This window comes from Actinoplanes sp. CA-142083 (genome assembly GCF_050942195.1).
Taxonomy (GTDB): domain Bacteria; phylum Actinomycetota; class Actinomycetes; order Mycobacteriales; family Micromonosporaceae; genus Actinoplanes.
This window is the reverse complement of the sequence record NZ_CP192076.1, coordinates 4,676,814-4,701,379: the sequence shown is the minus strand read 5'-3', so window position 1 is coordinate 4,701,379 and position 24,566 is coordinate 4,676,814. Positions and strand designations below refer to the sequence as shown.

Sequence of the window (24,566 nt, the reverse complement as noted above, 5' to 3'; positions counted from 1 at the left end):
GCTACACTCCCCGGACCATGTCGACGTATGCGCTGGTGACGAAGGCCGCGGCGGGGTCGGTGACCGACGCCGTCAGTGCCGGGCGCACGGGTGGTTACGTCGTTGCCGACCCGCTCGGGGTCATCGTGCTGTTCGATCCGCCGGGGCGCGCGTACTCGTCGACCAGCCGGCTCGCCAAGCCCGCTCGCGCCCTGGTTCGGCACACCGGGACGCCGGCGTGGCTGCTGCTCTGCGACGAGGAGCTCGCGGAGGCGGTGCTCCTCGACGACGAAGGAGAGCTGTCCCTGCAATGGGCGGCCGGCTGGGAACCGGCTTCGGAGCCGGCGCGCTACCTCGCCGAACGGCAGGAGTGGGACGCCTACTGCAACGAGCTTGCCGCCCGCTACGGGCAGGCCGAAGCGGGGCCGGCGCTGGCGATGGTCCGCAACGACCCGGTGCCGGGCGAGCAGCGGATCCCGCTGCCCGACCTGCTGCGCCGGCTGTGCGGGGTCTTCGACCTGCCCGACATCGCGGTCGGGAGGTCCCTGCTCGACAACGACGAGCCCGGCCTGCACGACGCCCATCGCGTCGACGCCGCCACGCACGGCGGCGTGTGGCACCGGCTGTTCGCCCGGGCCTGACCGTGACTGACTCTCCGCCAGCGACCGCGAGCTCGGATCTGACGTGATCGACTCCTTCTTCGCGGTGCGCGCCACCCCGCACCGGATCGCCCGGCTCTGCGGCCCTGCCGCCGCGTCGGCCGTCATCGCGTCCTACGACGGGTGGTCGCGCCTCGACCGCGACCCGGGCGAGATCGGCGGACCGGCCCGCGCCTTCGCGTGCGCGCTGAGCTTCGAGCCCGACCTGCGCGTCGTGACCTACTCGCCGGACGGCTCGTCGGCGTCGGGTTTCGAGGCGGCCACGCTGCCGAACGGTGCGGGGCTGTTGCGGCAGGCGCTCACCCACTCGGATCCGCGCTACACCGAGCGGACCCGGCTCGCCGACGCCTGCCGCGCGCTCGGCGTGCCGATCGGCCTCTTGGCCGCGCCTACGAAGGCGGCCCCTGCGACGCCGACCTCCACGACGCCAGACCTCGCGGCGCCGTCAGGCCTGACGGCGCCGTCTCCTGTGCCCGCGCCACCGGGCTCTGCTGTGCCGTCGCCTGGGGGCTCGTTGTGGCCGGTGCCGTCGCCGAGCACGGGCGTTGTGCTGGCCGGGCCGTCAGCGCGGGCCGATGCTGGGTTGACCGGGCAGTCCGCCTGGACCGTTCCGGTCTCGCCACAGTGGACGTTGTATTTCTGGGACGGCGAAGGGCGTCAGACGCCGCCGGCCAATGCGGCGCTTGCGCTGGCGGGGCGGCATCCGGCGGTGGCGTGCTGGTGGTCCGCCGAGGTGGCCGGGTTCGTGGTGGTGCACGGGTCCAAGCGGATCGCCGGGCACCAGTGGGGTGGCGGGCCGGCGCCGATCACGCCCGAGTCGACGGCGGCGGCGGGGCGTGCTCTGGCGGCTGACTTCGGCGTACCGGATCAGGCTCTTGCGGTGATCGGCCTGCTGCGCCGCACGGACCTCGCGCCCCCGGACGCGCTCGCGTCGCTTCTCGGCCTGCTCGGGCTGCCGGAGGTGGGAGTCGGACGTGCCACCACCGCCTCGCTCGTCGCGTGGGCGGCGACCCTCCCGGCGGCTGCGCACACACCGCAGATGACAACGATGGCGGCGATCCGGTCGGAGTTCGCCGGTGCCCGGACGCTGTGGCAGCGGCTGCTCAACGGGGCGATCGCGGTGGTGATGTTCCTGGCCACGGCCACGCTCGCGCTCGTGTGGCAAGGCGGCGGCATCAGTGGCTGGTGGGTGCTGCTCGGCGCGCTCACGACGCTCAGCTACACGTGGGGCCTGCGACCGCGACGTCCCTGACCCAAGTGCTTTCCTAAACCAGCGCTTCCCGGACGCGTTCCAGGAAAGCGCCGCGCAGCTCGTCGAGCTCCACGGCGGCGACGACCTCCCCAGCCATGGCGGCCAATGTATCGTGCGGCCGGGACGGAACCCTTCGGGCGGCCGATGTCTTTGGGAGGGCATGGAACGCATCAGGGAGTTGCTGGACGACGCCGTGGCGGGCATCGAGCCGAGCATCGGGGATCCGGTCGGGGCGGTGGTGCGGCGCGGCCGGGCGCGGCGCCGGCGGCAGGTGCTGGCGACGACGCTGGCCGTCGTGCTGGCCGGGGGCGGGCTGGTGGCGGCGCAGCGGCTGGTGGGGCACGGCACGCCGGCGCCGACCGCCGAGGAGCAGGCCACCGAGCCGCCGACGCCGTACGTGGACGGCGACGTGGTGGTGGCGGGCTCGATGCGGATACCGATCCCGGCGGGCTGGCGGGTGATCACCCCGGATTCGGGTAAGCCGTGCGGTCCCGAGGCCCGGACGATCGTGATCTTCAAGGTCGACTCGAACGAGCCGAACTGCATCGGGGCATTGGAGGTGCACCCCACCCGGAACCGCAACCCGAGCGGGTATCTGGTGCAGTTCCCGTCGGCGGCGACGGGCGGCATGGACGTGCTCACGACGCCGGTGTCGTTCACGCTGCCGGGTGGGGAGCCGGCCTGGCTGATAGAGGGCCTCGACAGCGAGGGCATGCAGCCGCTGCCGACGGCACCCGGTCGGTCCTTCTACGAGACCATCTCCGTTCCCTGGTCGATGATGACCCTCGTGCTGCGGGAAGAGGGCAAGGTGGCACGGCAGAGACTCGAGTCCATCCGGACCGGGCCGGCCAGCGGTGGCGCCCTCGTGCTGCCCCGGACCGCCGTGGTGGCGGAAATGACCGTGCAGGGCGCCACGACGGCGGAGTCGCGGGCCAACTTCGGCTTCACCAAGGAACCGAAGAAGATCGGTGACGCGTTGAAGCTGCTGCGCCGCCAGCAGAGGGTGGTGGACGACGACGCGGCATGCGCGAACGGCGCGCAGCGGACTGTGCGGCTCGAGTTCAGCCCTTCGGCACCGCCGTCGATTGTCGTCTCGTCGCCGCCGCCGAAAGAGGAACTCCAGGAGTGGCGCGCGAAGATGGAGATCGAGGCGGGCAAGCGGACGACCGTGGTCATCTCCCTCGGCGGCGACTGCCAGGAGGCGGTCTCCTCGTTCGGCGGGCGGGTACGGCTCAGCGACGGCGCCGTGAACGACCTGAAGCGCCTGTTCGGGCTGAGCCGGTGAACGATCGGGAGCCGATGAAGGATCGGGAGCCGGTGAAGGATCGGGAGCCGGTGAACGAATTCGGGGACTTCGTGACGGCGCGCTATCCCGCGCTGGTCCGCTACGGCACGCTGCTCACCGGCGACCGGGGCAACGGCGAGGACCTGACGCAGGAGGCGCTGGTCAAGACGTACCGGGCGTGGCGGCGGCTGCACCCGCACGGCGATCCGGAGGCGTACACCCGGCAGGTGATGGTGCGCGCGGCGTGGCGCGCCGGCCGGCGGCTGTGGCGGCGGGAGGTGCCGGCGGCGGTGCTGCCCGACCGGGCGGCCGGCGGTGACGCGTACGCGCACAGCGACACCGCCGAGCTGGTGCTGGCCGCGCTGCGCGCGCTGCCCGCCGGTCAGCGGATCGTGCTGGTGCTGCGCTACTGGGCGGGGCTCTCCGAGCAGGAGATCGCGGCCCAGCTGAGCTGCTCCACGGGCACGGTCAAGAGCCGCGCCAGCCGGGCGATCGCCAGCCTGCGCCGCTCCGATGGACCGCTCGCGGACCTGCTCGAGGACCATATGCTGACCGGGTGACGGTTGACTGGGGCCCGCTGATCGTCGGGCAGCTCGAGTTCTACTGGGACGCCCACCTGCGCCCGCGGCTCGACGGGCTCACCGATGAGGAGTACCTCTGGGAGCCCGTCGAGGGGTGCTGGAGCGTCCACCCCGACGGCAAGGGCGGCTTCACGTACGACGGCTACCAGCAGCACCCGACGCCGGCGCCGTTCACGACGATCGCCTGGCGGATCGTGCACACCGCGACCGCCATGTCGACGCGCACCAGCACGTTCTTCCGCACCCCCGGAAGCGACGCCGACATGTTCGATCTCGTGCACTGGCCCGCCGAGATCCCCGGCACCGCGGCCGACGGCGTCCGCTTCCTCGAGGACAGCTACCGCGAATGGCACGACAACATCGCCGCGCTCGACGACCAGGGCCTGGCCCGCCCGCTGGGTCCCAAGGGCGGCTTCTTCGCCAAGGATCCGATGGCCGCGCTGATCGTCCACATAAACCGGGAGGTCATGCACCACGGCGGCGAGATCGGAGTTCTGCGCGACCTCTACGGCCACTCAAGCCACTAGCGCCGGAGTCAGCGCGCGGCCAGGGCGTCGGCGAGCGCCCGGGCCAGCCACTGCTCGTACTCGTCGGGTGACCAGCCCCGCTCCCCCACCAGCAGCTCGTAGACCTCGGGCGCGATGAGCGTCCAGACGATGTCGCGGGCCCGGCCGGGCTCGACGCCGGCGCGCAGGCCGCCCGTTTCCGCCAGGTGGCCCACGATGGCGCCGGCGCCGATCAGGCGCTCCTGGTTGGTGGTCTCGCGGAAGCCAGCGAGGTCGGGGTCGCCGCCGTGGAGCTTGGCGAGCAATGGGCCGACGCGCTCGCCCACCCGGCGGGCGGCGGAGGCGTAGCTGGCGAGCTTGCCGGCGGGCGTGGAAGCGGCGAAGACCGCCTGGATCTCGGGACGGTCGATCATCGGGATGGGCTCGTCGTCGCCGGCGAGGGTGACGTCGTACACGTCTTTGATCAGGGCCGCCTTGGTGCCGAACGTCTTGTAGACGGTCTCGACCGAGACGCCCGCGTGCGTGGCCACGTCGCGCACGGTGACCGCCGCGGAGCCGTGCTCGACCAGCAGCGCACGGGCCGCCTCCAGGACGCGGCGGCGGGTGAGGCGCGCCTGCTCGGCGCGGCGGGTGTTGTCGTAAACGCGACGAGCCATTGAGTACCGTCCCACCGTATTGAATACTTCTCGACTGTACCTGAAAACTCTCGAGGAGGCACCCATGCGAACCATCGACAGCGACGTCTGCGTCCGCTCCATGACGATCATGGCTTCCGGTGACCTGGACGAACTCAAGGAGATCGTGCACCCGGAGGCGACCAACCGGGAGGCGAAGGACGAGCCGCCGGCCTGCCGAGGCCAGGGTCCGGAGGCGTTCGTGGCCACCGCCCACTGGCTGCGGGCCGCCTTCGCGGACCTGCGCTTCGACGTCCACGACACGGTGGCCGACGGCGACGTGATCGCCGTGCACTGCACCATGTCGGGGCGCCAGGTCGGGCCGTTCGTGTCCTACGACGAGCGCGGCGAGGTGGCCCAGGCGTTCCCGCCGACCGGGCGCACGTTCGCGATCACCCAGAGCCATTGGTTCCGGATGGCGGACGGGCAGGTCGTCGAGCACTGGGCCAACCGGGACGACCTCGGCCTGGCCACCCAGCTGGGCTGGGTGCCGCCCTCCCCGGCGTTCCTGTGGCGGATGGCCCGGGCCAAGAGGCAGGCCCGCCGCGCGAGAGCGTAGGACTAGAGCGTAGGACTAGAGAGTCACGACGATGCCGACGGCGTCCGGGCGGCGGATGTGGAGCGTCCGCACGAACCATCCGCCGATGCGCGCGGTCACGTAGCGGCTCTCCATCAGCCGCCGCGCGCTCTCGGTCTCGGAGGGCGGCAGCACCACGGCCGTGCCCTTCACCGCCTGGGCGCCCGGCCGGACCCGGCCGCGGAGGTCGCAGGCCACGACCTCGACGTGGGGATTGCGGCGGAGGCGCTTGACCTTCCAGGCGTCCGCCACCGAGACGGTCGTCAGCTTGTCGCCCTCGGCGACGTGCCAGACGGGCGTGGCGACCGGCGTGCCGTCCTTGCGGTAGGTGGTCAGGCTGATCTGCTTGCTGGCGGCGATCTCCGCGGGCACGGTCATGCTGCGACTTTAGATGCTGCGACCTGGGATCAGGCTGTGGAGACCAGGTTCCGCAACGGACGGCCGTCCCGGAGCGCGGCCAGGTTCGACAGGATCAGCGAAGGAGCGCCGAGCGGCCGCCCGCCCGCCGCGTGGGGCGAGATGATGATGTTCGGCTCGTCCCACAGCGGCGACGAGGCCGGCAGCGGCTCGACCTCGGTGACGTCGAGGGCCGCGCCCGCCAGCGAACCCGACCGGATCGCGTTCACGAGCGCGGTCTCGTCCACCGTGGCGCCCCGCCCGACGTTGACGAACCAGGCGTGCCGGGGCAGCAGCGCGGCCAGCGACGAGTTGAAGGCGTGCCGCGTCGAAGGGGTGGCCGGCAGGATCGAGATGAGGACGTCGGCGGTGGGCAGCAGCGTGGGGAAGTCGGCCTCGGTGACCACCTCCACGCCGTTGCGGGTGCCGGCCGTCCGCGCGACCCCGGTCACCCGGGCGCCGAGGGCGATGAGCAGGGGCGACACCGCGGCCGCGATGCTCCCGAACCCCCAGATCACGATGTGCGCGTCCCGGACCGTACGGAAATTGTCGCGATCACGCAGCGGTTGGTTCCCACCCAGCTCGCCCGCCCACCGATGCCCGATCTGCGCCCGCGCCATCAGGTTGAGACGCCGCGCGGCCGCCAGCACCAGCGCGAGCGTGTGCTCGGCGACCGTGCGATCGTGCAGGCCACGGCCCGAGGTCACCAGAACGCCGGGCGCGAAACCGGCGGCGAGCACCACGTCGGGACCGGCCGCGAGCGTCTGCACCCACCGCAACCGCTTCATCCGGGCGGCGGCGTCGCGCAGCTGCGATTCCGGGTTGCCCCACACGACCAGCACCTCGGCGTCGGTGTGCTCCTCGGGGATCGGTTCGTCGACCGCGTAGACGACGCCCTCGGGCAGGGTCAGATCCGAGAGATCGACGTTGTCCGGCAGCAGAACCTTCATGCCTGCCCACCCTGCCATGCCTCGAGCAGCCCGTCGATCTTGGCGCGGTGGGCCTGCTCCCACTCGTCCAGCGTCAGCGCCGCGTCCGCCTGGAGTTTCGCCTCGGCGGCCGCCAAAGCCTCCGGCACCGAAGCCGAAGGCACCACGACGACGCCGTCCCCGTCGGCGACCACGAAGTCGCCCGCCTGCACCGCCACCCCGCCGCAGCGGATCGGCACGTTGAGCGGAAGCGCCGCCGCCTTTCCGCCCGGGATGGGAATGACGCCGCGCCCCCACACCGGGAAACCCATCTCCCGGATCTCGTCGATGTCACGGATCAACCCGTCCAGCACGAACCCGGCGACGCCGTTGCGCTGCGCCACCGCGCACACGTTGCCGCCCGCGAGCGCGTAATCCAGGTCGCCCGACTCCACCACGATCACCGAGCCCGGCTCGGCCCGGTAGATGGCCGCGTGCAGCATCAGGTTGTCGCCCGGCGGGCAGCGCACCGTGAACGCCGGCCCGGCGATCCGGGGCGTGGGCGACCAGAGCGGCCGGATCGCGGCCTCCATCACCTGCCGCCGGTCGAGCACGTCGGCGAGCGTGGTCGTGGGTAGATCGGCCATGCGGCCAACCTACCGGTCAACCACGGACCTCGCGCCCGTGCACCACGAGGGCGTAGATCACCAGCACGTCGACGGCGATCAGGATGGTGGACCATACCGGGTACGCCGGCAGGAAGAGCATGCTGGAGAACGCGCTGACCACGCAGATCAGCACGCCCGTGACCCGCGCCCACATCATGCCCAGGAAGATCCCGGTGCCGGCGGCGACGGCGATCACCCCGACCACGACGTGGATCCAGCCCCACGCCGTGTAACTGATCCCGAGGGCCAGCTCGGCCGCCCGCTCCTTGTAGAAACTGTCGTCGGCGAGGGACACGATCCCCTCGATGACGTGGAAGAGCCCGAGCAGGACCATCATGATCCCGGCGAACGCGAGGATGCCCACCCATCCGGTCATCCCCGGCGCGGAGCCCGGGCGCCCCGGCCGTTCGGTGGCGTAGCTGCTCTGCGTGGACATGGTGCCATCGTGCGGCGCCGCCGCGTGCGGGCGCGCCATCCGCGGCGGATGATGCCGGTATGGCGGAGCGGGGGTCAGGCTGCGGTGATGGTTGACCTCGGCTCCGTGCCCGCCGGGCGGCGCTGGCTCGCCCGTCTCACGTTCATCGCCGCCCTGGCGGCTGTCCTGCTGGCGCTGGCCGGCGCCGGCATCCGGGCCAGCATCGGGTTGCTGCTGGTCTCGGTGATCGGCATGTCGGTCATGCTGGCGGCGGGATGGTGGTTCCTCACCCACCGCGGGGTGATGCGATGGCTGAGCGCGGTGGTTGCGGTCGCTGCTCCGGTCACGGTGCTCATCTCGTACGCGAGAGCGTCCTTGATCTGGCTTGTCGTGCTCTTCGTCCTGATCCTGGCCGGGATGGTCGCCGCCGGACGGGCGGCGCTGAGGCACGCGCACCACCACAAGCCGGAGGAGTTCGACACCCCACCGCCGTCGCGGCCCTTCCTGATCATGAACCCGCGCTCCGGCGGCGGGAAGGTCGCTCGCTTCGAGCTCGATTCGCGGGCCCGCAAGCTCGGCGCCACGGTGTTCCTGCTGGACGGCAGCGGCGGCGAGGTGGACGTGGCCGCCGTGGCCCGCCAGGCCGTGGCCGACGGCGCCGACCTGCTGGGCGTGGCGGGCGGCGACGGCACCCAGGCCCTGGTCGCCGCGGTGGCCGCGGAGAGCGGCGTGCCCTTCATGGTCATCTCCGCCGGCACCCGCAACCACTTCGCCATGGATCTGGGCCTGGACCGCGCCGACCCGTCCACCGGCCTGGACGCCCTCGACAACGGCGTGGAACTGCGCATCGACCTGGGCCGCGTAGGCGATCGCGTCTTCGTGAACAACGCGTCGTTCGGCGCCTACGCCACCATCGTGCAGAGCCCCGCCTACCGCGACGACAAGACCGGCACCACCCTCGAGCTGCTGCCCGACCTGCTCACCGGCCACCAGGGCCCGGTGCTGCGGGTGACCGCCGGCTCGCTCGCCCTGCTGGGCCCGCAGGCCGTCCTGGTCAGCAACAATCCGTACGGCCTGGACGACGTGGCCGGGCTGGGCCGCCGCTACAGCATGGACGGCGGCGAGCTGGGCCTGCTGGCCGTCCACGTGCGCGGCGCGGCCGACGCGGCCAGCCTGCTCTTCGGCGGCCGGCCCGGCACCATCACCCGCACGAGCAGCAGCACCATCGAGATCGACTCCGACACCGGCTCGCTGCCGGTGGGCGTCGACGGCGAGGCACTGATCATGCCCACGCCGATCCGCTGCACCATCTCGCCCGGCGCCCTGCGCGTCCGCGTCCCCCGCCGCCGCCCCGGCGTGCCCGCCCCGCCCCCCGAGCTCGACTGGACGCGCCTGCGCCACCTGGCCCTGGGCCGCGGATGAGCGCACCCCTGATCATCGCCCACCTGTCGGACCTGCACCTGGGAGCCCACGTCCCCGAGTCCGTCGCGTCCATCGCCGACGAGGTGGCGGCGTTCCACCCCGACCTGACGATCGTCACCGGCGACCACACCATGCGGGCGCGTCCGCGCGAGTTCCTCGAGGCCGCCGAGCTCCTCGACAAGCTGCCGCTCCCCCGCCTGGTCGTCCCCGGCAACCACGACGTGCCCCTGTTCAGCCCGCTGCGCGTGACGGCGCCCTACGCCCGGTACCGCCGCTGGATCGGCGACGACACCCCGGTCGCCCGGTTGCCGGGCCTGACGGCCCTGGGCATCAACAGCATGCCGTGGTGGCGGTGGAAGAGCGGCCGCGTGACTCGCGCCCAGACGGTGACGTTGCGGCACGTGATGGGTTCGGCTTCGCCCCATTCCGTACGGGTGCTCGCACTGCACCACCCACCGTTCGCGGGCGGCCTCGCGCGCCTGGTGGGACGGGCGCGGCTGGCGCGGGCTGTGCACGCGGCGCGGGTCGATCTCGTGCTGGCCGGCCATACGCACGTCCCGTCGGTGCGCCGGTCCCGGCACGGGCCGCTGGTCGTGATCGCGGGCACCGCCACCAGTTACCGGGTGCGCGACATTCCCCGCTCCTGGACGATGTTGCGCATCACCCGGGACGCGATCGAGGTGCACGAACGGTTCGAGGGCGAGCCGGGCACGTGGCATACGGGCCGGGTCGTCCGCCACCCGCGTCACGTCGGCTGAAAGCCATCCCGCGTTTTCCGCTCTATCGCACACGAACGGGCCGTCTGGCCGATTCATCCCGTCGGCGTCGCCCATTCTTAGCACCTCGAAGAGCCCGCACGCGTCCACCATACGGGCGACGCCCGGCATCGCCGTTTGCGTTAGCGTGGCTCCCCGGCAGAAACGGGGAAGGCTTCCAAATGAATCGAACTTGGCGGGCCGCGGGTATCGCGGTTCTGACGACCGTCGCGACCGCCGGGGCACTGGCCACGGCCACGCCCGCGAGCGCCGATTCGACCGACGTGACCCAGGCGTGGAACCCCGGGCCGCCGGCCTGCCTCACCACCGACTACGTGCACGCGAACCTGAAGACCGGCAAGACGGAAGTTCAGCACTACGTGGGTGAGCTGCGGTTCGGCGACCACGTGTACCGGCGCTACGTCCGGTTCACCACCACCCGCGTACAGGACCCGTCGCCGCCCGGATTCCCGCGGAATTGGATGAACACCTGCGGCGGGCAGCCCACCCAACAGGTGCTCGCGCTCGGCAAATACACGACGGCGTACATCGTCAACGGCGACTACGCGGAATTCGCCAACGCGACGGTGGCGAAAAAGAGCGGCGATCCCAACTGGCACGAGATCCGCGGATCCATCAACGCCAAATATCACTCGAACGGCGGATTCTTCGAATTCGGATTCCCGCTGACCAGCGAATCGCCGACACCGAAGAAGGTCGGCGCCTTCAATCACTTCGAGCGCAACAACTCCTCCATCTACTGGTCGCCGTCCACCGGGGCACACCAGACCAGCGGCGTCATCAAGGACAAATGGGCGAGCCTGGGCTGGGAGAACAGCGCCGACGGCTTCCCCACCAGCGACGTCTTCTACCTGGGCACCGGCCGCTACGGCGAGCACTTCCAGAACGGCTCCATCTACTACTCGGGCGCCACCGGCGTCCACGAGATCCACGGCGCGATCCGCGACGCCTGGGCCCGGATGGGCTGGCAGAACAGCGTGATAGGCATGCCGACCTCGGAAGAGTTCTCCGCGGGCGGCGGCAAGGGCCGGGGCCAGCACTTCGCCAACGGCGACATCTACTGGTCCGCCGCCACCGGCGCTCACGAGGTACACGGCTCGATCCGCGACAAGTACGCCTCGTTCGGCTGGGAAAACGGTTTCCTGCGCTTCCCGACCTCCGACGAGTACTCGGCCGGCGGTGGCATCGGCCGCGGCGCCCACTTCCAGGGCGGCGACATCTACTGGACGCCACGAACCGGCGCCCACGAGGTGCACGGCGAGATCCGCGCCGCGTGGGCAAAGTGGGGCTTCGAGAACAAGTCCGTCGGCTTCCCCACCTCCGACGAGTACGCCGACCCGTCCGTGGCCGGCGGCCGCCAGCAGGACTTCATGCCGATAGCCACGATCACCAATACGTCGTCGCCGACCTACGTGCTCGCAAAGATCAAGTGGAGTCCGCGCAAGGGCGCGACCCTGTACCTCAACACAGTGCCCCGCTTCTGACGCTCGCACTCTCAGGCTGCGATGGCGGCCGAGTCGCCGTAGACCGAGTAAGCGAGCCACGTCGGGTCCCCCGCGTTCTCGGTTTCCACCCGCGCTCGCATCGCTGCCCGGCCCAGCGGTGCGCCCGCGGCGAGTTCCGCGTAAAAGACTTCGGCGAAGGCGGCTGCCCGGTCACTGTTCACCGGCCAAAGCGTGCCGACGAACGCGCCGGCTCCGGCATTCATGAACTCGCTTGCCCAGCCCATCATCCGGGTGTACTGGGGCGCCGAACCCGCACTGCGGCACGCGTTGACGAACACCAGTGGACGGTGGCCGCGCAGCGACCCGCGTGTCCGAGCCCGGCCCAGGAACTCCGGGACGAATGGTCCGCCTTCCATCGCGATCGCCGAACCGCCGTTCTCCACTGAGAACGTGTTGTGGCAGACGAAGTGCAGCATACCGGCGGCCGCGCCGCTGTCGATCAATCCGAGTAGCTCGTCCAGCCGGCTTATCACGCCGGCGGACGGGTGACGCAGGATCTCCCGGAGCCGGGCGACCTCCGCGTCGGCGTTGCCAGGTGACCGCGGCGGTACGACGAACTGGGGGTTGCGGAGCGAGAACCACGGCGAGGAGTACTGCCCGAAGACCCGGCGGATGACCGGAAACTGCTGGGCAAGGAAGCCGTGGTCTTCGGTACGTGACAACGGGTACAACAACTCCCATGGCACTCGATCGTCGGCGCAGGCGATGGTGAACGTATCGATTTCCTGGCGGAGGTCCCAGAACGCATCCTTGATCGGACCGGGCACGAGATCCCGCCACAGCCCGATGCCGGTCTCTTCCACCCATCGGTGAGCGTTCGCCGGACTGTACGGGCTCGCGGCCCCATAACCCGCGCCCGACGCGGCGAAGCGGCGAAGCATCTCGACGGTGCGCTCGACCGCCACGCCGGGCGACTCCGTAAGTGCGTGAGCCACTTCGGGCTTGGAGACAAAGCTGCGTGAAATGATCTGAAACGAATAGCGGGCGCCGTCGAAGTCCACCTGCATCGTGAGCTCGCCGGGTTCGCCGTGCAGGTGGTCGATCGGCGTGGTCCGGCGCTGGCTCCTCCCGTCGACGAGCCGACTCCCCACCGATATCTCCAGTTCGAGCTCGGCAAGAAGGGTTCCCCCGGCCCACGCGGAGAGCCGAATGCTCGAGAGCCCTTCCCGAACCGCCCGCAGCGGGAACCGCACCGGCTCGGACCCACCCCGGTACGGCACCCTGACGGTCTCCTGCAGCTTCTCCGGCGCGGCTAGACCGGAATCCACCCACACCAGCAGGACAACGTCAACGCCATCCGGTCCGACGGTCAGCGCCCTCGTAGGCACCGCCACTACCTCGCGGTCAGGCCGATCCACCACAATCCGCGCCACCAGGCTGAACTCGCCGCCCACCCGGACCCACGTGGGCGCCTCGCCGATCAGGTACCGCCTCAAGCCGTCGTCCCCGGCGTCGCTGTCGTTGTCACTGTGTGCCTGAGGGCTGCCGCGTTCGGCTGTCAGCTCGCCGCCGGAGGACTCCGGCGCTGACGCGACTTCGCTTGTCGACGAGCCCTCCGCGACCTCCGCACGAGCCAGGCCGTTGGCCGGGCGTTCCAGCCGGCGCAGGTTCGCGTCCAGCAGCGCCTGCACGTCGGTGTGGGTGAGGTGCCCGGCCGCGGCGAGGCCGTTGATCAGCTCCTGCGCCTGCTCGTCCTTGCGAACCCGCTCGGCGCGTTCCGCCTCCTCCAGCTCGGCCGCCATCTTCGCCGCGCCCAGCGTGTCCCCCGGATTGCGCTCCAGATGCAGCGCGATCATCGTCGCGGTGTCCATCGCCCGGCCGGCCAGCCGCAGCCGCTCCCGGTCCTGCCGGGTGTGCTCGCCACCCTGGCGCAGCAGGCTGATCTCGTTCTCCCGGTTGACGTCGCGCACGCTGCTCTGGTGCTTGACGGTCTTGACCTGCTCGTCCCGGTCGACCTGCTGGATCTCCTGCAGCCACGCCCGGCCGGCCTCGTCCAGCGACAGCCGCGCGTTCACCGCGTGGATGGTGATCCCGCCGTAGATCAGCGCGTCGTTGCGGAACCGCTCGTGGACCGCGGCCTCGGCCTCCTCGGCCTCCTGGATCGAGTACATCCGGGTGATCGGCCGGCACGCGGTCAGCAGATGCCCGCGGACCAGCGCGGCCGCGTCGGTGACGTTGCGCCGCACCACCTCGGCCGGATTCGTCACCCGGAACGCCACGCTGATCTCGGCGTGGAAGTGGTAGATGTCGTCCTGCGTGGGCAACGGCTGCTCGTCGAACCGCACGGTCAGGTGGTGGTCGCTGATGTCCACCTCGTAGCGCCGCCGGTACTTCGTGAACATGCTGTCCGACCAGCGCATCGGCTTGCCGCCGTCGAGCACCTCGAGGTCACCGTCGCGGGTCGAGTAGACCACCGCGACCGACGGCGAGCGCCCCTTGCTCACGATCGCCACCCGCTTCACCGGCTCGGACCCGACGATCAACGGAATCACCTCGGCCAACGCGGTCAACTCCTTCGGCAGTCGAGCTGGGCGAGCGTCTCCGCGGACTCACGAGTTCGCGTCAGGACGGTGTCCGAAACATAAACCCTTCGGACACTCCATCGCACAGTCCTCTTGAATCGCAAGGCATATGACAGTTGAACGCGTGGATGATCGGATGGTCCAAGCCGGACCAACGGCGGATGGCCGGTATTGCGCGGGCGATGTCGTATAACACGTCAAACGTTCCCGATTTCTTTTGCGCCGCTTTACCGACACCCGGGAACCCGGCAGGCGACGGGAGCCAAAAAATGCTGCAAGCGATCTTGTTGGCGTCCGGCGAATCGCAGCGCGCGACGGGCGTCGTCGTGGTTGTTGGCCTCGTGGTGGGCTTCCTCGCGTTCGGCCTGGTGCTGACGTGGGCTCAAGAGCAGTCGGGGCGGCTGTATGCCAGGTTGTGGTACCGCCACAAAGGCACGCTGCTTCTTTGGGGTGCCACATCGACCTTGTTGCTCATCCTGGCCTTTGTCTTCTGGTCGTACGAGCTGGCGATTGTCGGCGCGGTCTCCTGGCTGATTCAGGGGATATTGTGGAACGCGGCCAATTCGACGGCCGCCTTCGACGATTATCGGCTGACGGGTGGCGGTAACCTCGGCCGGCCTGCCGCTCCGGAGGTCGATCTTCCGCCCTGGATCGGGCAAAGCACGAGATCCCCAAGTTACCCGAAAGCAATTGATCCCGAACCACGCGCCGATCCCCACGACACGAGCTGGCAGGACTGGTAAAGCGTCATCCTCTGGGGGTACGCCGGACGGGCATGGTTGGATGTGGCTGGTGAGCAATCCCTGGGATGAGGATTTCGCCCCTTCCGCCGCCGCCCTGAACACGCTGCGCTGGGCGTACGAGATGGGTGCGTCGACTCTCGGCGAGGCCTACGACATGCTCGACCAGTTCGAGAACAGCAACGATGTCCCCGAGGTGCTCGGCCACGACGACACCGTCGAGGGCGTGCGCGAGGAGCTCGAAGCCGGCCTCGAAACCGTGGGGCCGGACGTGCCCCTGTCGGACCTGACGTAGGTCAGGCGCGGCGCGGGTTCTCGCCGGCCGGCTTCACGAGGCGGTCGCCGACCTCGAGCTCCTTCCACAGATCACGCTCGACCTTCACGTCCCGCTGGGTTCCGTCGTCAAGTTTGACCTTGAGGCGGCGGTAGAGGTTCGAGCCGTCGAGCAATGCACGGGACTTCTTCACGACCGTCCCGCTCCAGGCCTCACCAGGTGTTGTCGTCATATCCCCACGGTACGAAGCGGTGGCGCCGGGAGCGTCGGAAACAAGGCGGATCCTTGGCCTACGACTTTAGGAGGAGGCGGCCGGGTCCTGGCCGGTTTCCGCGGCCCAGAGCAGCGCGATCAGGCTGTCGACCGCCTTGGCCAGGTGCCGCCGATAAGTGCTGAACGGTAGTCCGAGCACCGAAGCCGCCGCCTCCTGACTCGGTGCGCCCTTCAGGTAGGTGCGGTTGAGGACGGCTTGCAGCGGCCCGCCCTTGGGCGAAGCTCCGAGCGTCCCGATGGCCGAAATGATCGCCGCGCGCGGGTCGGGACCGAGCGCGGTGCCCGCGAGCGGTCCGGCGGAGGCGCGCGGGAGGTCGTGCAACGCGTTCCGTACGGCGGTGGCGAAGGCCGCCTGGTCGAGCGGCGGCGGCCGGAGCAGCGACGCCGGCGGCGGCCCGGTCCCGCCGGAGTGCTCGCGCTCGTTCATCAGGTCGAGCCAGTCGTCGACCCGCAGGCGGCGCCAGTCCATCCCGAACCCGATGTGCGACACGCCGTCGACGGTCACCTCGAAGTCCCGGGTGAAGGCCAGATAGTCGAACATCGGCTGCCAGAACACCGGATCGGTCACGGTCACGTAGGAGCAGGCCTTGCCGGGCACCACCCACTCGATGATCGAGGACACCGAGCCGGCCAGCACCGCGTACAGATCGCTCTGGCTGCCGTCCCGGCCGGCCAGGAACCGGGCGACCCCGATCCGCTCCCCCGGCCGCAGCGACGCGTGCGCGAGCGCGGTGCGGGTAACCGGATCCCGCTCGGCGAGGGACCCTTCAAAGGGCAAGAGCAGATGCATGATGTACGCGAGCAGCCCGCTCTCGCCACGCACGACGCTCAAGGCGGACGGCTGCACGGCCAGCCACTCCGCCGCGAACGGTTCCGACGAAGCGACGACCGCCGCGTGATCGTCAGGTGTGCCGGGCACCAGCGCGACCGGCACATTCGACGAGCGCAGCTGGTGATAGGCGGTCGTCATCGGGCTGCGCCGATGCAGGTAGAGCAGGTGCTGCGCGCGCAGCTGCCGATCCGGCCCGGTCGCGGCCCGGATCCCGGCGACCGTGTGGTCGTGGATGATCCGGTGCAGCTCGCGGTAGCGGTCCGGCGAGCGCCGCTCGAACGACGCGTCGAGCACGTCCCGGGCCAGCTCGTGCGGCCGCAGCCCGCGCGGCCCGCAGGTGATGAAGGGCCGCCGGCACAGCCACTCCCACACCGCCGGCGCGTCCGGTCCGACGGTGTCGCGCAGCAGGTCCTCGGTGGTCAGCCAGGCCGTGGCGCAGGTGGCGAGGCCGGTCGCGTGCGCGTCGGTGGGTGGCTCGCGCACGAGGCATTCGAGCAGCTCGGTGATGAGTTCGGGCACGTCGGCGAGCGAGCGGGGCACCGTGCCGGTCAGCGCGGCGTCGGCGAGCAGCGCCATCGCGAGGGGATGCCCGCGGCCGAGCTCGACCAGGCTCTCCCGCAGCGGAACCGGCACTCCGGCGCGGGCGAGCAGCTCGACACTCTCGCCGGGCCCGAGCGGGTCGAGCCGCCGGATCGTGGTGAGACTGCGCCAGCCGGGGTCGGTGCGCCAGGCCGCGGCGGGCGCCGTCCGTCCGGCGAGGACCACCACGTCGGTCTCGGCGCGCGAGGGCAGGAACTCGCGCCGCAGCCAGTCGTCGAGCGTCGCGAGGTGCTCATATCCGTCGATCAGCAGGACCGAGGCCGGCCCGAGGGCCGAACGGAAGGCTTCCGGTGAGGGATCGATCTCGCGGCCGTCGAGGGCGTCTATCGTACGGCCGGAGCTGCGCGCCCGCCGCTGGAACTGGTGCAGCGTGCTCGATTTTCCGATGCCACCCGGCCCGTACAGGAAAAGCACGCCACCGGTCCCGAGCAGCTCGCCGAACGTGGCCAGCTCGGACTCTCGCCCGACGAAGGAGCGAGCGCGGGCGAGGTCGAGAAGGTCAGCGACCCGGGTCGGCGGCATTCATAGTCCCCGCCCGCATTCTAGGGCCTCGTCTACAACACCGAGGAGGCGAGCCGATCGGGGTTGCCGAAGCGGTGCGCGGTGATGCTGACCGCCTGCTCGTGCAGGAACGGCAGCAGCTCGACCCGGCCGGCCTCGGTGACCGGGTGCGACCACACGGTGAGATCCGGATTGGACGGGATCACCGTGGAGCCGCCGATGAGGCGTACGCGTGAAGAAGTCAGACCGGACGCCCAGGTCGTGTCGCCCTCCACGCGGATCTCCGCGGGAATCGCGGCGGCCAGCGACTCGGGCAGCGGCGTGCCGGTCGAGACGCGCAGCGGCGCGCCGGCCAGGATGCCGGCGGCGAGGACCCGGACCAGCGAGGCCACCGGCGCGCCCGCAGCCAGCCGGACCTCGACGGGCTGCGGCAGGTAGCGCAGCACGTTTCGCTCGGCCCACAGCCCGGACACGTCGGACGCCTGGAAGTGGTCACGCCACGCGGCCGCGTCGCTCGCGGCGGCCCGCTCGACGCCGGACATCTCCGAGTCGACCAGGACCGACCGGGCGGCGGCGAGCAGCGACCGGACGGCCGTGGAGTCGATCTCCGCGCCGGCGGCGGCCGTCGAGGGCTGCCAGCCGGTCAGGCCGGCCAGGTAGTTGGGGCCGCCGGCCTTGGTGCCGGGCCCGACGGCCGAGCGCTTCCACCCGCCGAACGGCTGCCGCCGCACGATGGCGCCGGTGATGCCGCGGTTCACGTACAGGTTGCCGGCCTGCACCCGGTCGAGCCAGCGCCGCACCTCGGCCGGGTCGAGCGAGTGCAGCCCCGAGGTGAGGCCGTAGTCGACCTCGTTGACCAGGTCGATCGCCTCGTCCAGGGTGCTCGCGGTCATCACGCCGAGGATCGGGCCGAAGTACTCGGTGCGGTGGTACTCGGATCCGCGCCGGACGCCGTCGCGGATGCCGGGGGTCCACAGGCGGCCCTCGTCGTCGAGCTTGCGCGGCTCGAGCAGCCAGCTCTCGCCCTCGCCGAGTGAAGTGAGCCCGGTGAGCAGCTTGCCGGCGGCGGGCTCGATGACCGGGCCGACCTGGGTGCGCGGGTCGCCGGGGTAGCCCACGGTCAGCGACGACGCCGCGTCGAGCAGCTGGGTCCGGAACCGCGAAGACTTGGCCACCGAGCCGACCAGCACGACCAGCGAGGCGGCCGAGCACTTCTGGCCGGCGTGGCCGAACGCCGACGCGACGACGTCCTTGACGGCCAGGTCGAGGTCGGCGCTGGGGGTGACGATGATGGCGTTCTTGCCGCTGGTCTCGGCGAGCAGCGGCAGGTCGGGGCGGAACGAGCGGAACAGCTCGGCCGTCTCGTAGGCGCCGGTGAGGATGACCCGCTCGACCAGCGGGTGGCTGATCAGCTCGCGGCCCAGCTTCTGCTCCTCGACCTGCACGAGCGTGAGCAGGCGCGGGTCGGGCAGCACCGGGCGGATGATGTCGGCGAGGACCGCGCCGCAGCGCTCGGCCGGGCCGGCCGGCTTGATCACGACGGGCGAGCCGGCGGCGAGCGCCGCGAGCACCGAGCCGGCAGGGATGGCGACCGGGAAGTTCCACGGCGGGGTGACCAGGGTGAGCCGGGCGGGGACGGGCGTGGCGCCGTCGGTCCGGTCGAGGCCGAAGGCGAGCTCGCCGTAGTAGTGGGCGAAGTCGGCGGCCTCGGAGACCTCGGGGTCGGCCTGGTCGGCGGTCTTGCCGGCCTCCGCCGCCATCACCTCGATGAGCTCGGCGCGGCGGGCCTCGATCGCCTCGCCGGCCCGGTGCAGGATCGCCCCGCGCTCGGCGCCGCTCAGCGCGTGCCATGCTTCGGCGGCCGCGACCGCGCCCTCCAGCAAGGCGTCGAGCTCGGCGGGGTCGTCCACGCGCGCGGCCTCGATGGTGGCGACGCCGATCGTCGACGAGGGCGCCCGGGTGAGCAGGTCCCGCATCCAGGCCCGGTTGGCGGAGACGGCGGGATCCGTGTCAGGCGTGTTCTCGAAACGCCCAGGTCCGGGTTGGGAGACGGCCGCGAAACGGTCGATGACACGGTTCGAGGCGGGCACCTCGGCGTCGAGATCGCGCAGGGAGGCCAGGAACCGCTCCTGCTCCCGCGCGAAGAGCCCGGCGTCGGAGTCGAGCTCGAAGACGGCGGACATGAAGTTGTCCTGGCTCGCGCCCTCCTCGAGGCGCCGGATCAGGTACGCGATCGCGACATCGAACTGCTCCGGGCGTACGACAGGCGTGTAAAGCAACAACCCACCCACCTCGCGCCGGACCACCTCGGCCTGGCCTTCGGCCATGCCGAGAAGCATCTCGAACTCGATGCCCTCGCGCACGCCGCGACGGCCCGCGAGCAGCCAGGCGTAGGCGATGTCGAAGAGGTTGTGACCGGCGACCCCGATGCGCACGTTCTCCACCCGCTCGGGCTGCAGCGCGTAGTCGAGGACCCGCTTGTAGTTGGTGTCGGTGGCCTGCTTGCTCTCCCAGGTCGCCAGGGGCCAGCCGTGCACGGCCGACTCGACCCGCTCCATCGGCAGGTTGGCGCCCTTGACCAGGCGCACCTTGATGCCGGCGCCGCCGCGGGCGCGCCGGCGGGCGGCCCACTCCTGCAGGCGGATCATCGCGGCGAGGGCGTCCGGCAGGTACGCCTGCAGCACGATCCCGGCTTCCAGGCCGGTCAGCGAGGGGTCGTCGAGGAGGCGGGTGAAGACCGCGATGGTGAGGTCGAGGTCCTTGTACTCCTCCATGTCCAGGTTGACGAACTTGCCGCCTTTGTCGGCGGCCAGGCGGAAGAGCGGGGTGAGCCGGTCGACGATATCGTCCACAGCTTCGTCGAAGGCCCACGGATTGTGCGGCTCGACGGCGGCCGACACCTTGATCGAAACGTAGTCGACGTCGTCGCGGGAGAGCAGCCGCTCGGTCTCGCGCAGCCGCCGCGCGGCCTCCCCGCGGCCGAGCACCGCCTCGCCCAGCAGGTTGACGTTGAGCCGCACGTCGCGGCGGCGGATCCGGGCGATGGCCTTGCCGAGGCGCGCGTCGGTGGCGTCGACGACCAGGTGACCGACCATGTGGCGGAGCACGCGGCGGGCGACCGGGACGACCACGCCGGGCATGACCGGGGCCATGGCGCCGCCGACGCGTACGGCCGCGCGCAGCGGCGCGGGCAGGAAGCGCGGCACGTCGGGGGCGAGGGCGTGCAGCGCGCGGGCGCTGACCTTGAGGTCCTCGGGCCGCACGACGCCGTCCACGAAGCCGACCGCGAACGCCAGGCCCTTGGGGTCGCGCAGCAGGCCGGCGAGTTGCGCGGCCGAACCGGTCACCTTCACGCCGGAGGCCTCGTGCAGCCAGCGGCGGACGAGGGCGACCGCCTCCTGGGCGAGGTCGGTGTCGGCGGGCATCGCGAGATCGGTCATGGCGCCAGTGTCCGTCCGTGTCTGGTTAAGGAAAAGCGATGGTTCTTGACGAGTACCGTTCAGATCTACTTAATAGTTGTCTCGGAGGTCGGGAAATGCTGGAAATCCGGCGCTTGGTGCTCCTGCGCGAGCTGGCGATCCGCGGCACGATCGCGGCCGTCGCCGAGGCGCTCAACTTCTCCCCGTCGGCGGTGTCGCAGCAGCTCAGCCTCCTGGAGAAGGAGACCGGCATGACGCTGCTGCGCAAGGCCGGGCGCCGGGTGCAGCTCACCCCGCAGGCCGAGGTGCTGGTCGCGTCGGCCGGCGAGGTGCTCGACACGGTCGAGCGGGCCGAGGCCCGGCTGCAGGCCTCGCTGAGCGTGGTGAGCGGCCGCGTGCGGGTCGCCGTCTTCCAGTCGGCGGCCCTCGCCCTGATGCCGGCCACGTTGCGCGCCATGGCCGCGCGCTATCCCGACGTACGGGTCGAAATGGTCCAGCGGGAGCCGGAGGAGGCGCTCCGCGAGACCTGGGCCCGCGACTTCGACATGGTCATTGCCGAGCAGTACCCGGCGCACGCCGCCCCACACCATCCCGGCCTCGACCGGCGGCCCCTCACCGAGGACGCGATCCGCCTGGCCCTGCCCGCGGTGGAGGCCGCCCTGCACCCGGTCGCCTCGCTGTCGGAGGCCCGCGGCATGCCGTGGGTGATGGAGCCGCGCGGGGCCGCGTCCCGGCACTTCGCCGAGCAGCTGTGCCGGAGCACCGGCTTCGAGCCCGACGTCCGCTACGAGACCGCCGACCTGCAGGCGCACATCCGGCTGGTCGAGTCGGGCAACGCGGTGGCGCTGATCCCCGACCTGGTCTGGGCCGGGCGCGACACCTCCTGCCGGCTGCTCGGCCTGCCCGGACTCCCCCGCCGCACGATCTTCACGGCGCAGCGGCTCGCCGGCGCGGCCTCGCCGGCCGCCCGGGCATTCCGGGACACATTGGAGGAAGCCGCCGCAACTCGGGCCTAGTACTTTTCGATATGGGGTAGACGTCACATGCCCCGAACGACGGATGGTTGCTTGCCCATCCGGACGGTGGGTGGGGAACGTACATACAGGTGACGATCAGTCCGGCCCGTGGAAGGCCCTAAAAGGAAGGCAACCGATGGCGGACTGGGTGCTCATACCCTGCCTGAAGGCGCTCTTCGCCGATTTCGACCGGGTCGCACCGGCACGCGACCGCGCCTCGGACGGCTCGATCGGCGACACCGCGCATCAGAACACGGTCTCCGACCACAACCCCGACGAGACCGGCTCGGTGCCGATCCACGACGCGGACCACATCAACGAGGTCCACGCGATCGACGTCGACAACAACCTGCGCGAGAGCGACCTGACCATGGAGAAGGTCGTGCAGTTCCTGCTCGGACGGTGCCGGTCCGGCGCCGAGAAACGGCTGCGCTACATCATCTACAACCGGCGCATCTGGTCGGCCAGTTCGGACTGGGTGCAGAAGACCTACACCGGAGCGTCGCCGCACACCGAGCACGCGCACTTCTCCGCTTCGTACACGACATCGCTCGAGGCCTCGACGGCCTCCTGGCACCTGGAGGACATCCCCGTGGCACTGACCGCAGCCGACAAGGCCTGGATCACCAGCACGATCGCGGCGCAGACCAAGGCAGCCATCGACGCGAAGCTCGGCGAGATCGCCAAGGAGGTCCTGATCGACTACAGGCTTCCGGGGACGCAGACCGCGGATGCCCCCACCTACCTGCGCAACCTAGCCGACGTCACGGCCGACATGTGGGCGCTGGGCATGCGCGGGAACACGCGGGGCGGCGACCCCGTGCCGCCGAAGGGGGTCTACGGCCAGATCCTCGAGGACCTGGCCGAGCTCCAGGCGAAGGTGGACGCGCTCAAACAGTGAGCCGGCGCTCCGGCGCCCGTCGTGGCGCGATGCCGCGGCGGGCGTCGGGGTAGACCTCGTCCAGCTTGGTCAGCCAGCGGATCTGCTCGCGCGGCGGCACGCCGCAGCCGCGCAGGAACCCGAGCAGAGTTTCCCGGCGTGGAACACCGCCGCCGGTGATCAAATTGTGCACGGTCGCGCGGGAGATAGGCGTCCCCGCGTCCTTGCTCCGTCGTGCCACACTGTCCAAGGAGCGACGGCGAGCGAGCATCAATGCCCGTAACCGTCGTGCGAATTCGGTAGGCGTTGCGGCGCCGGCGGGATCAGGCGGAACCGCCACCAACGTCGTAGCTACGCTCATCACTCTCACCCTCAGTTTGCGATCAACCCATGTCGATCTTTCTGCTCCCTTCTTCGCGGAACAAGTACGCAGGTGCGCGGAAGTTCACCCAAGAGTGACGGTCAAAGCTGACATTCCGGCCACGGCCGTGAGATCGATGCCGCTACCGCCCCGATTCCAGCCATAGGCGGTGAATTCCTTTCCGGGCGCGATCCCCCGATGGGTGGCGCCCGCGAGGGTGACCTGACCGGCGCCCGACTGCACCAGAACCCGCATCGGCGTCTCGCCCCGCAGACGCACCCGGAACTGGTCGACACCACCGCTCATCCGCACCGGCATCAGCCCGTCCGGGGCCGGCAGGGCCAGATCGATACGGGTCGCGCCGCCCTGCAGATCGACACCGTCGACCCTTGCGTTCGACAGATCGATATCGGTCGTCGCGGCCCCGCCGTGCAACTTCAAGGTCCACCGGACGCGCGTATTGAGAACGATCTCGACGGATTTCGGGCCGCCGTTCGCGCCGGCCGGCAGAAGCAGTTTCAATGCGCCGCCATCGTCCTCGATCTTCGGCGCGACATCGCTGGAAATGCGATAGAGATCGTCGCCGAGATCCGCCGCCCGGACCCGCACGGCGCCCGCCCCATCGACAATTTCAAATGCCGCCGACGTACGGCCATTGGTCTCCCCGATGCGCGCCGCCGCCTGATTCGATCCGCCGTCCGGGCCGGACGCGAGCAGAATGATCCCCACCATTCCGGCCAGGAACACGAACAGCCCGCCCACGACCAGCAACCGCCGGCGGCTCCCCGCGAGCGACCGCGGTTCCGGCGGGCTGTTCCACCCCGGCAGCGGGGCCGGATCCTCCTCGTCCTCGTCCACGAACGGGTCGCTGGGCGGCCCGTAGATCGGCGCGAACCCCTTCGGATCCGTGTCCTCGTCGAGCACCGGCCACTCCGCCGTCGGTTCGTCGAACTCGTCCCCAGGCATCGCACCTCCCACGTCGTCCTCGAACTTCAATACGGACGACAGGCGCGCCTGGATGGGGCCTACTTCACCTCGCGGAGTTTGCCGGTCTCCACCTCGTACACGAAGCCTCGGATGTTGTCCTTGTGCGGCAGGAACGGGTCGGCTTGCAGGCGGCGGATCGACTGGCGGACGTCCTCGTCGAGGTCGGCGAAGGTCTCGGCCGCCCACGGCGGGCGCAGGCCGGTCTCGCGCTCGATCGCGGCCTTGAAGTCGTCGTCGGTGAAGGTGAGCATGCCGCAGCCGGTGTGGTGGATCAGGATGATCTCGGTGGTGCCCAGCAGGCGCTGGCTGATCGCGAGGCTGCGCAGCTCGTCGGCGGTGATCACCCCGCCGGCGTTGCGGATGACGTGGGCGTCACCCTCGGCGAGACCGAGCAGACCGTACGGGTTGAGGCGGGCATCCATGCAGGCCACCACCGCGACGTGCTTGGCGGGCGGCAACGGCAGCGATCCCTTGTCGAAGCCGGCGGCGTAACGCTCGGCGTTGGCCAGCAACTCATCGGTGACGGACATGGGGGCCTTCCCTTCATCGGATCCCCAT

Annotated in this window: 25 protein-coding genes; 13 read left to right on the top strand and 12 right to left on the bottom strand. The window is 70.8% G+C overall.

All coding sequences use genetic code 11. The annotated features are described in order from the left end of the window. Positions 1–17 precede the first annotated feature (17 nt). The 5 genes from ACQPZX_RS21520 to ACQPZX_RS21500 all read left to right on the top strand — a co-directional run bounded on the left by ACQPZX_RS21520 (position 18) and on the right by ACQPZX_RS21500 (position 4,283). Positions 18–620, top strand: a complete 603-nt coding sequence (locus tag ACQPZX_RS21520) for a hypothetical protein (RefSeq protein ID WP_433383500.1) — start codon at positions 18–20, stop codon at positions 618–620. Between the two features lie 43 nt (positions 621–663). Further along, on the top strand, positions 664–1,890 hold the full coding sequence (locus ACQPZX_RS21515) for a hypothetical protein (RefSeq protein ID WP_433383498.1): 1,227 nt from the start codon (positions 664–666) through the stop codon (positions 1,888–1,890). Between the two features lie 160 nt (positions 1,891–2,050). Continuing rightward, the gene (locus tag ACQPZX_RS21510) at positions 2,051–3,175 is read left to right on the top strand and encodes a hypothetical protein (protein WP_433383497.1); all 1,125 of its coding nucleotides are present in this window, start codon (positions 2,051–2,053) and stop codon (positions 3,173–3,175) included. Further along, positions 3,172–3,735: a SigE family RNA polymerase sigma factor gene (locus ACQPZX_RS21505; RefSeq protein ID WP_433383495.1), complete on the top strand. Its 564-nt coding sequence runs from the start codon at positions 3,172–3,174 to the stop codon at positions 3,733–3,735. Before ACQPZX_RS21510 ends, ACQPZX_RS21505 begins: the two co-directional genes overlap by 4 nt. Beyond that, positions 3,732–4,283, top strand: coding sequence for a DinB family protein (locus ACQPZX_RS21500; protein WP_433383493.1), 552 nt, complete (start codon positions 3,732–3,734; stop codon positions 4,281–4,283). Before ACQPZX_RS21505 ends, ACQPZX_RS21500 begins: the two co-directional genes overlap by 4 nt. 8 nt (positions 4,284–4,291) lie before the next feature. On the opposite strand, the gene ACQPZX_RS21495 is transcribed toward ACQPZX_RS21500, so the two are convergent. Then, positions 4,292–4,918 carry a TetR/AcrR family transcriptional regulator gene (locus ACQPZX_RS21495; protein ID WP_433383491.1) on the bottom strand — a complete coding sequence of 209 codons (627 nt, stop codon included), beginning with the start codon at positions 4,916–4,918 and terminating at the stop codon, positions 4,292–4,294. A gap of 64 nt (positions 4,919–4,982) precedes the next feature. Here ACQPZX_RS21495 and ACQPZX_RS21490 point away from each other — a divergent pair, with 64 nt between their 5' ends. Next, the gene (locus tag ACQPZX_RS21490) at positions 4,983–5,495 is read left to right on the top strand and encodes an ester cyclase (protein WP_433383489.1); all 513 of its coding nucleotides are present in this window, start codon (positions 4,983–4,985) and stop codon (positions 5,493–5,495) included. 15 nt (positions 5,496–5,510) lie between these two features. Here the strand turns inward: ACQPZX_RS21490 and ACQPZX_RS21485 are convergent, their stop codons facing one another. Genes ACQPZX_RS21485 through ACQPZX_RS21470 form a run of 4 tightly spaced genes read right to left on the bottom strand, consistent with a single transcriptional unit; the run spans position 5,511 to position 7,921 of the window. Next, entirely contained in the window at positions 5,511–5,891 is a 381-nt protein-coding gene (locus ACQPZX_RS21485; protein ID WP_433383487.1) for a PPOX class F420-dependent oxidoreductase, read from the bottom strand. Positions 5,892–5,920: 29 nt separating this feature from the next. Further along, the gene (locus tag ACQPZX_RS21480; protein WP_433383485.1) at positions 5,921–6,859 is read right to left on the bottom strand and encodes a phosphoglycerate dehydrogenase; all 939 of its coding nucleotides are present in this window, start codon (positions 6,857–6,859) and stop codon (positions 5,921–5,923) included. Continuing rightward, positions 6,856–7,464, bottom strand: a complete 609-nt coding sequence (locus ACQPZX_RS21475) for an RraA family protein (protein WP_433383483.1) — start codon at positions 7,462–7,464, stop codon at positions 6,856–6,858. Before ACQPZX_RS21475 ends, ACQPZX_RS21480 begins: the two co-directional genes overlap by 4 nt. 16 nt (positions 7,465–7,480) lie before the next feature. After that, positions 7,481–7,921: a DUF7144 family membrane protein gene (locus tag ACQPZX_RS21470; RefSeq protein ID WP_433383482.1), complete on the bottom strand. Its 441-nt coding sequence runs from the start codon at positions 7,919–7,921 to the stop codon at positions 7,481–7,483. Positions 7,922–8,008: 87 nt separating this feature from the next. Here ACQPZX_RS21470 and ACQPZX_RS21465 point away from each other — a divergent pair, with 87 nt between their 5' ends. The 3 genes from ACQPZX_RS21465 (at position 8,009) to ACQPZX_RS21455 (ending at position 11,582) form a co-directional block, all read left to right on the top strand. Continuing rightward, on the top strand, positions 8,009–9,322 hold the full coding sequence (locus tag ACQPZX_RS21465) for a diacylglycerol/lipid kinase family protein (protein ID WP_433383480.1): 1,314 nt from the start codon (positions 8,009–8,011) through the stop codon (positions 9,320–9,322). Continuing rightward, positions 9,319–10,080 (top strand): metallophosphoesterase family protein, encoded by a 762-nt coding sequence (locus tag ACQPZX_RS21460; protein ID WP_433383478.1) that lies wholly within the window; start codon positions 9,319–9,321, stop codon positions 10,078–10,080. The genes ACQPZX_RS21465 and ACQPZX_RS21460 overlap by 4 nt, the downstream gene beginning before the upstream one ends. 179 nt (positions 10,081–10,259) lie before the next feature. Continuing rightward, a complete protein-coding gene (locus ACQPZX_RS21455; protein ID WP_433383476.1) occupies positions 10,260–11,582 on the top strand; it encodes an LGFP repeat-containing protein in 1,323 nt (440 codons plus the stop codon). Between the two features lie 11 nt (positions 11,583–11,593). Here ACQPZX_RS21455 and ACQPZX_RS21450 read toward each other — a convergent pair whose 3' ends face one another. Further along, positions 11,594–14,086, bottom strand: a complete 2,493-nt coding sequence (locus ACQPZX_RS21450; RefSeq protein ID WP_433383474.1) for a CHAT domain-containing protein — start codon at positions 14,084–14,086, stop codon at positions 11,594–11,596. Positions 14,087–14,394: 308 nt separating this feature from the next. On the opposite strand from ACQPZX_RS21450, the gene ACQPZX_RS21445 reads away from it, so the two are divergent. Continuing rightward, positions 14,395–14,868 (top strand): hypothetical protein, encoded by a 474-nt coding sequence (locus ACQPZX_RS21445; RefSeq protein ID WP_433383472.1) that lies wholly within the window; start codon positions 14,395–14,397, stop codon positions 14,866–14,868. A gap of 49 nt (positions 14,869–14,917) precedes the next feature. Beyond that, the gene (locus tag ACQPZX_RS21440) at positions 14,918–15,160 is read left to right on the top strand and encodes a hypothetical protein (protein ID WP_433383470.1); all 243 of its coding nucleotides are present in this window, start codon (positions 14,918–14,920) and stop codon (positions 15,158–15,160) included. Position 15,161: 1 nt separating this feature from the next. On the opposite strand, the gene ACQPZX_RS21435 is transcribed toward ACQPZX_RS21440, so the two are convergent. The 3 genes from ACQPZX_RS21435 to ACQPZX_RS21425 all read right to left on the bottom strand — a co-directional run bounded on the left by ACQPZX_RS21435 (position 15,162) and on the right by ACQPZX_RS21425 (position 20,785). Next, entirely contained in the window at positions 15,162–15,371 is a 210-nt protein-coding gene (locus tag ACQPZX_RS21435; RefSeq protein WP_433383469.1) for a DUF7489 domain-containing protein, read from the bottom strand. Between the two features lie 66 nt (positions 15,372–15,437). Continuing rightward, positions 15,438–17,366, bottom strand: coding sequence for an ATP-binding protein (locus ACQPZX_RS21430; RefSeq protein WP_433383467.1), 1,929 nt, complete (start codon positions 17,364–17,366; stop codon positions 15,438–15,440). Between the two features lie 32 nt (positions 17,367–17,398). After that, positions 17,399–20,785 carry a bifunctional proline dehydrogenase/L-glutamate gamma-semialdehyde dehydrogenase gene (locus ACQPZX_RS21425; protein WP_433383465.1) on the bottom strand — a complete coding sequence of 1,129 codons (3,387 nt, stop codon included), beginning with the start codon at positions 20,783–20,785 and terminating at the stop codon, positions 17,399–17,401. 95 nt (positions 20,786–20,880) lie between these two features. Here ACQPZX_RS21425 and ACQPZX_RS21420 point away from each other — a divergent pair, with 95 nt between their 5' ends. After that, a complete protein-coding gene (locus ACQPZX_RS21420; protein WP_433383463.1) occupies positions 20,881–21,780 on the top strand; it encodes a LysR family transcriptional regulator in 900 nt (299 codons plus the stop codon). A 136-nt stretch (positions 21,781–21,916) separates the two neighbouring features. Continuing rightward, a complete protein-coding gene (locus ACQPZX_RS21415) occupies positions 21,917–22,681 on the top strand; it encodes a hypothetical protein (protein ID WP_433383462.1) in 765 nt (254 codons plus the stop codon). Here ACQPZX_RS21415 and ACQPZX_RS21410 read toward each other — a convergent pair. From ACQPZX_RS21410 to ACQPZX_RS21400, 3 genes are all read right to left on the bottom strand, one after another. Next, a complete protein-coding gene (locus ACQPZX_RS21410; protein WP_433383460.1) occupies positions 22,671–22,901 on the bottom strand; it encodes a hypothetical protein in 231 nt (76 codons plus the stop codon). The genes ACQPZX_RS21415 and ACQPZX_RS21410 overlap by 11 nt on opposite strands. A 204-nt stretch (positions 22,902–23,105) precedes the next feature. Further along, positions 23,106–23,987 carry a hypothetical protein gene (locus ACQPZX_RS21405; protein WP_433383458.1) on the bottom strand — a complete coding sequence of 294 codons (882 nt, stop codon included), beginning with the start codon at positions 23,985–23,987 and terminating at the stop codon, positions 23,106–23,108. Between the two features lie 59 nt (positions 23,988–24,046). Next, the gene (locus ACQPZX_RS21400; RefSeq protein WP_433383456.1) at positions 24,047–24,538 is read right to left on the bottom strand and encodes a beta-class carbonic anhydrase; all 492 of its coding nucleotides are present in this window, start codon (positions 24,536–24,538) and stop codon (positions 24,047–24,049) included. Positions 24,539–24,566: the final 28 nt, after the last annotated feature.

Excerpts from the sequence above, each read along its gene's own strand:
- ACQPZX_RS21405 (WP_433383458.1), bottom strand. The coding sequence starts at position 23,987 with ATGCCTGGGGACGAGTTCGACGAACCGACGGCGGAGTGGCCGGTGCTC.
- ACQPZX_RS21435 (WP_433383469.1), bottom strand. The coding sequence starts at position 15,371 with ATGACGACAACACCTGGTGAGGCCTGGAGCGGGACGGTCGTGAAGAAG.
- ACQPZX_RS21510 (WP_433383497.1), top strand. The coding sequence starts at position 2,051 with ATGGAACGCATCAGGGAGTTGCTGGACGACGCCGTGGCGGGCATCGAG.
- ACQPZX_RS21490 (WP_433383489.1), top strand. The coding sequence starts at position 4,983 with ATGCGAACCATCGACAGCGACGTCTGCGTCCGCTCCATGACGATCATG.
- ACQPZX_RS21470 (WP_433383482.1), bottom strand. The coding sequence starts at position 7,921 with ATGTCCACGCAGAGCAGCTACGCCACCGAACGGCCGGGGCGCCCGGGC.
- ACQPZX_RS21495 (WP_433383491.1), bottom strand. The coding sequence starts at position 4,918 with ATGGCTCGTCGCGTTTACGACAACACCCGCCGCGCCGAGCAGGCGCGC.
- ACQPZX_RS21425 (WP_433383465.1), bottom strand. The coding sequence starts at position 20,785 with ATGACCGATCTCGCGATGCCCGCCGACACCGACCTCGCCCAGGAGGCG.
- ACQPZX_RS21445 (WP_433383472.1), top strand. The coding sequence starts at position 14,395 with ATGCTGCAAGCGATCTTGTTGGCGTCCGGCGAATCGCAGCGCGCGACG.
- ACQPZX_RS21480 (WP_433383485.1), bottom strand. The coding sequence starts at position 6,859 with ATGAAGGTTCTGCTGCCGGACAACGTCGATCTCTCGGATCTGACCCTG.
- ACQPZX_RS21455 (WP_433383476.1), top strand. The coding sequence starts at position 10,260 with ATGAATCGAACTTGGCGGGCCGCGGGTATCGCGGTTCTGACGACCGTC.
- ACQPZX_RS21485 (WP_433383487.1), bottom strand. The coding sequence starts at position 5,891 with ATGACCGTGCCCGCGGAGATCGCCGCCAGCAAGCAGATCAGCCTGACC.
- ACQPZX_RS21520 (WP_433383500.1), top strand. The coding sequence starts at position 18 with ATGTCGACGTATGCGCTGGTGACGAAGGCCGCGGCGGGGTCGGTGACC.
- ACQPZX_RS21475 (WP_433383483.1), bottom strand. The coding sequence starts at position 7,464 with ATGGCCGATCTACCCACGACCACGCTCGCCGACGTGCTCGACCGGCGG.
- ACQPZX_RS21430 (WP_433383467.1), bottom strand. The coding sequence starts at position 17,366 with ATGCCGCCGACCCGGGTCGCTGACCTTCTCGACCTCGCCCGCGCTCGC.
- ACQPZX_RS21400 (WP_433383456.1), bottom strand. The coding sequence starts at position 24,538 with ATGTCCGTCACCGATGAGTTGCTGGCCAACGCCGAGCGTTACGCCGCC.
- ACQPZX_RS21415 (WP_433383462.1), top strand. The coding sequence starts at position 21,917 with ATGGCGGACTGGGTGCTCATACCCTGCCTGAAGGCGCTCTTCGCCGAT.
- ACQPZX_RS21420 (WP_433383463.1), top strand. The coding sequence starts at position 20,881 with ATGCTGGAAATCCGGCGCTTGGTGCTCCTGCGCGAGCTGGCGATCCGC.
- ACQPZX_RS21460 (WP_433383478.1), top strand. The coding sequence starts at position 9,319 with ATGAGCGCACCCCTGATCATCGCCCACCTGTCGGACCTGCACCTGGGA.
- ACQPZX_RS21465 (WP_433383480.1), top strand. The coding sequence starts at position 8,009 with ATGGTTGACCTCGGCTCCGTGCCCGCCGGGCGGCGCTGGCTCGCCCGT.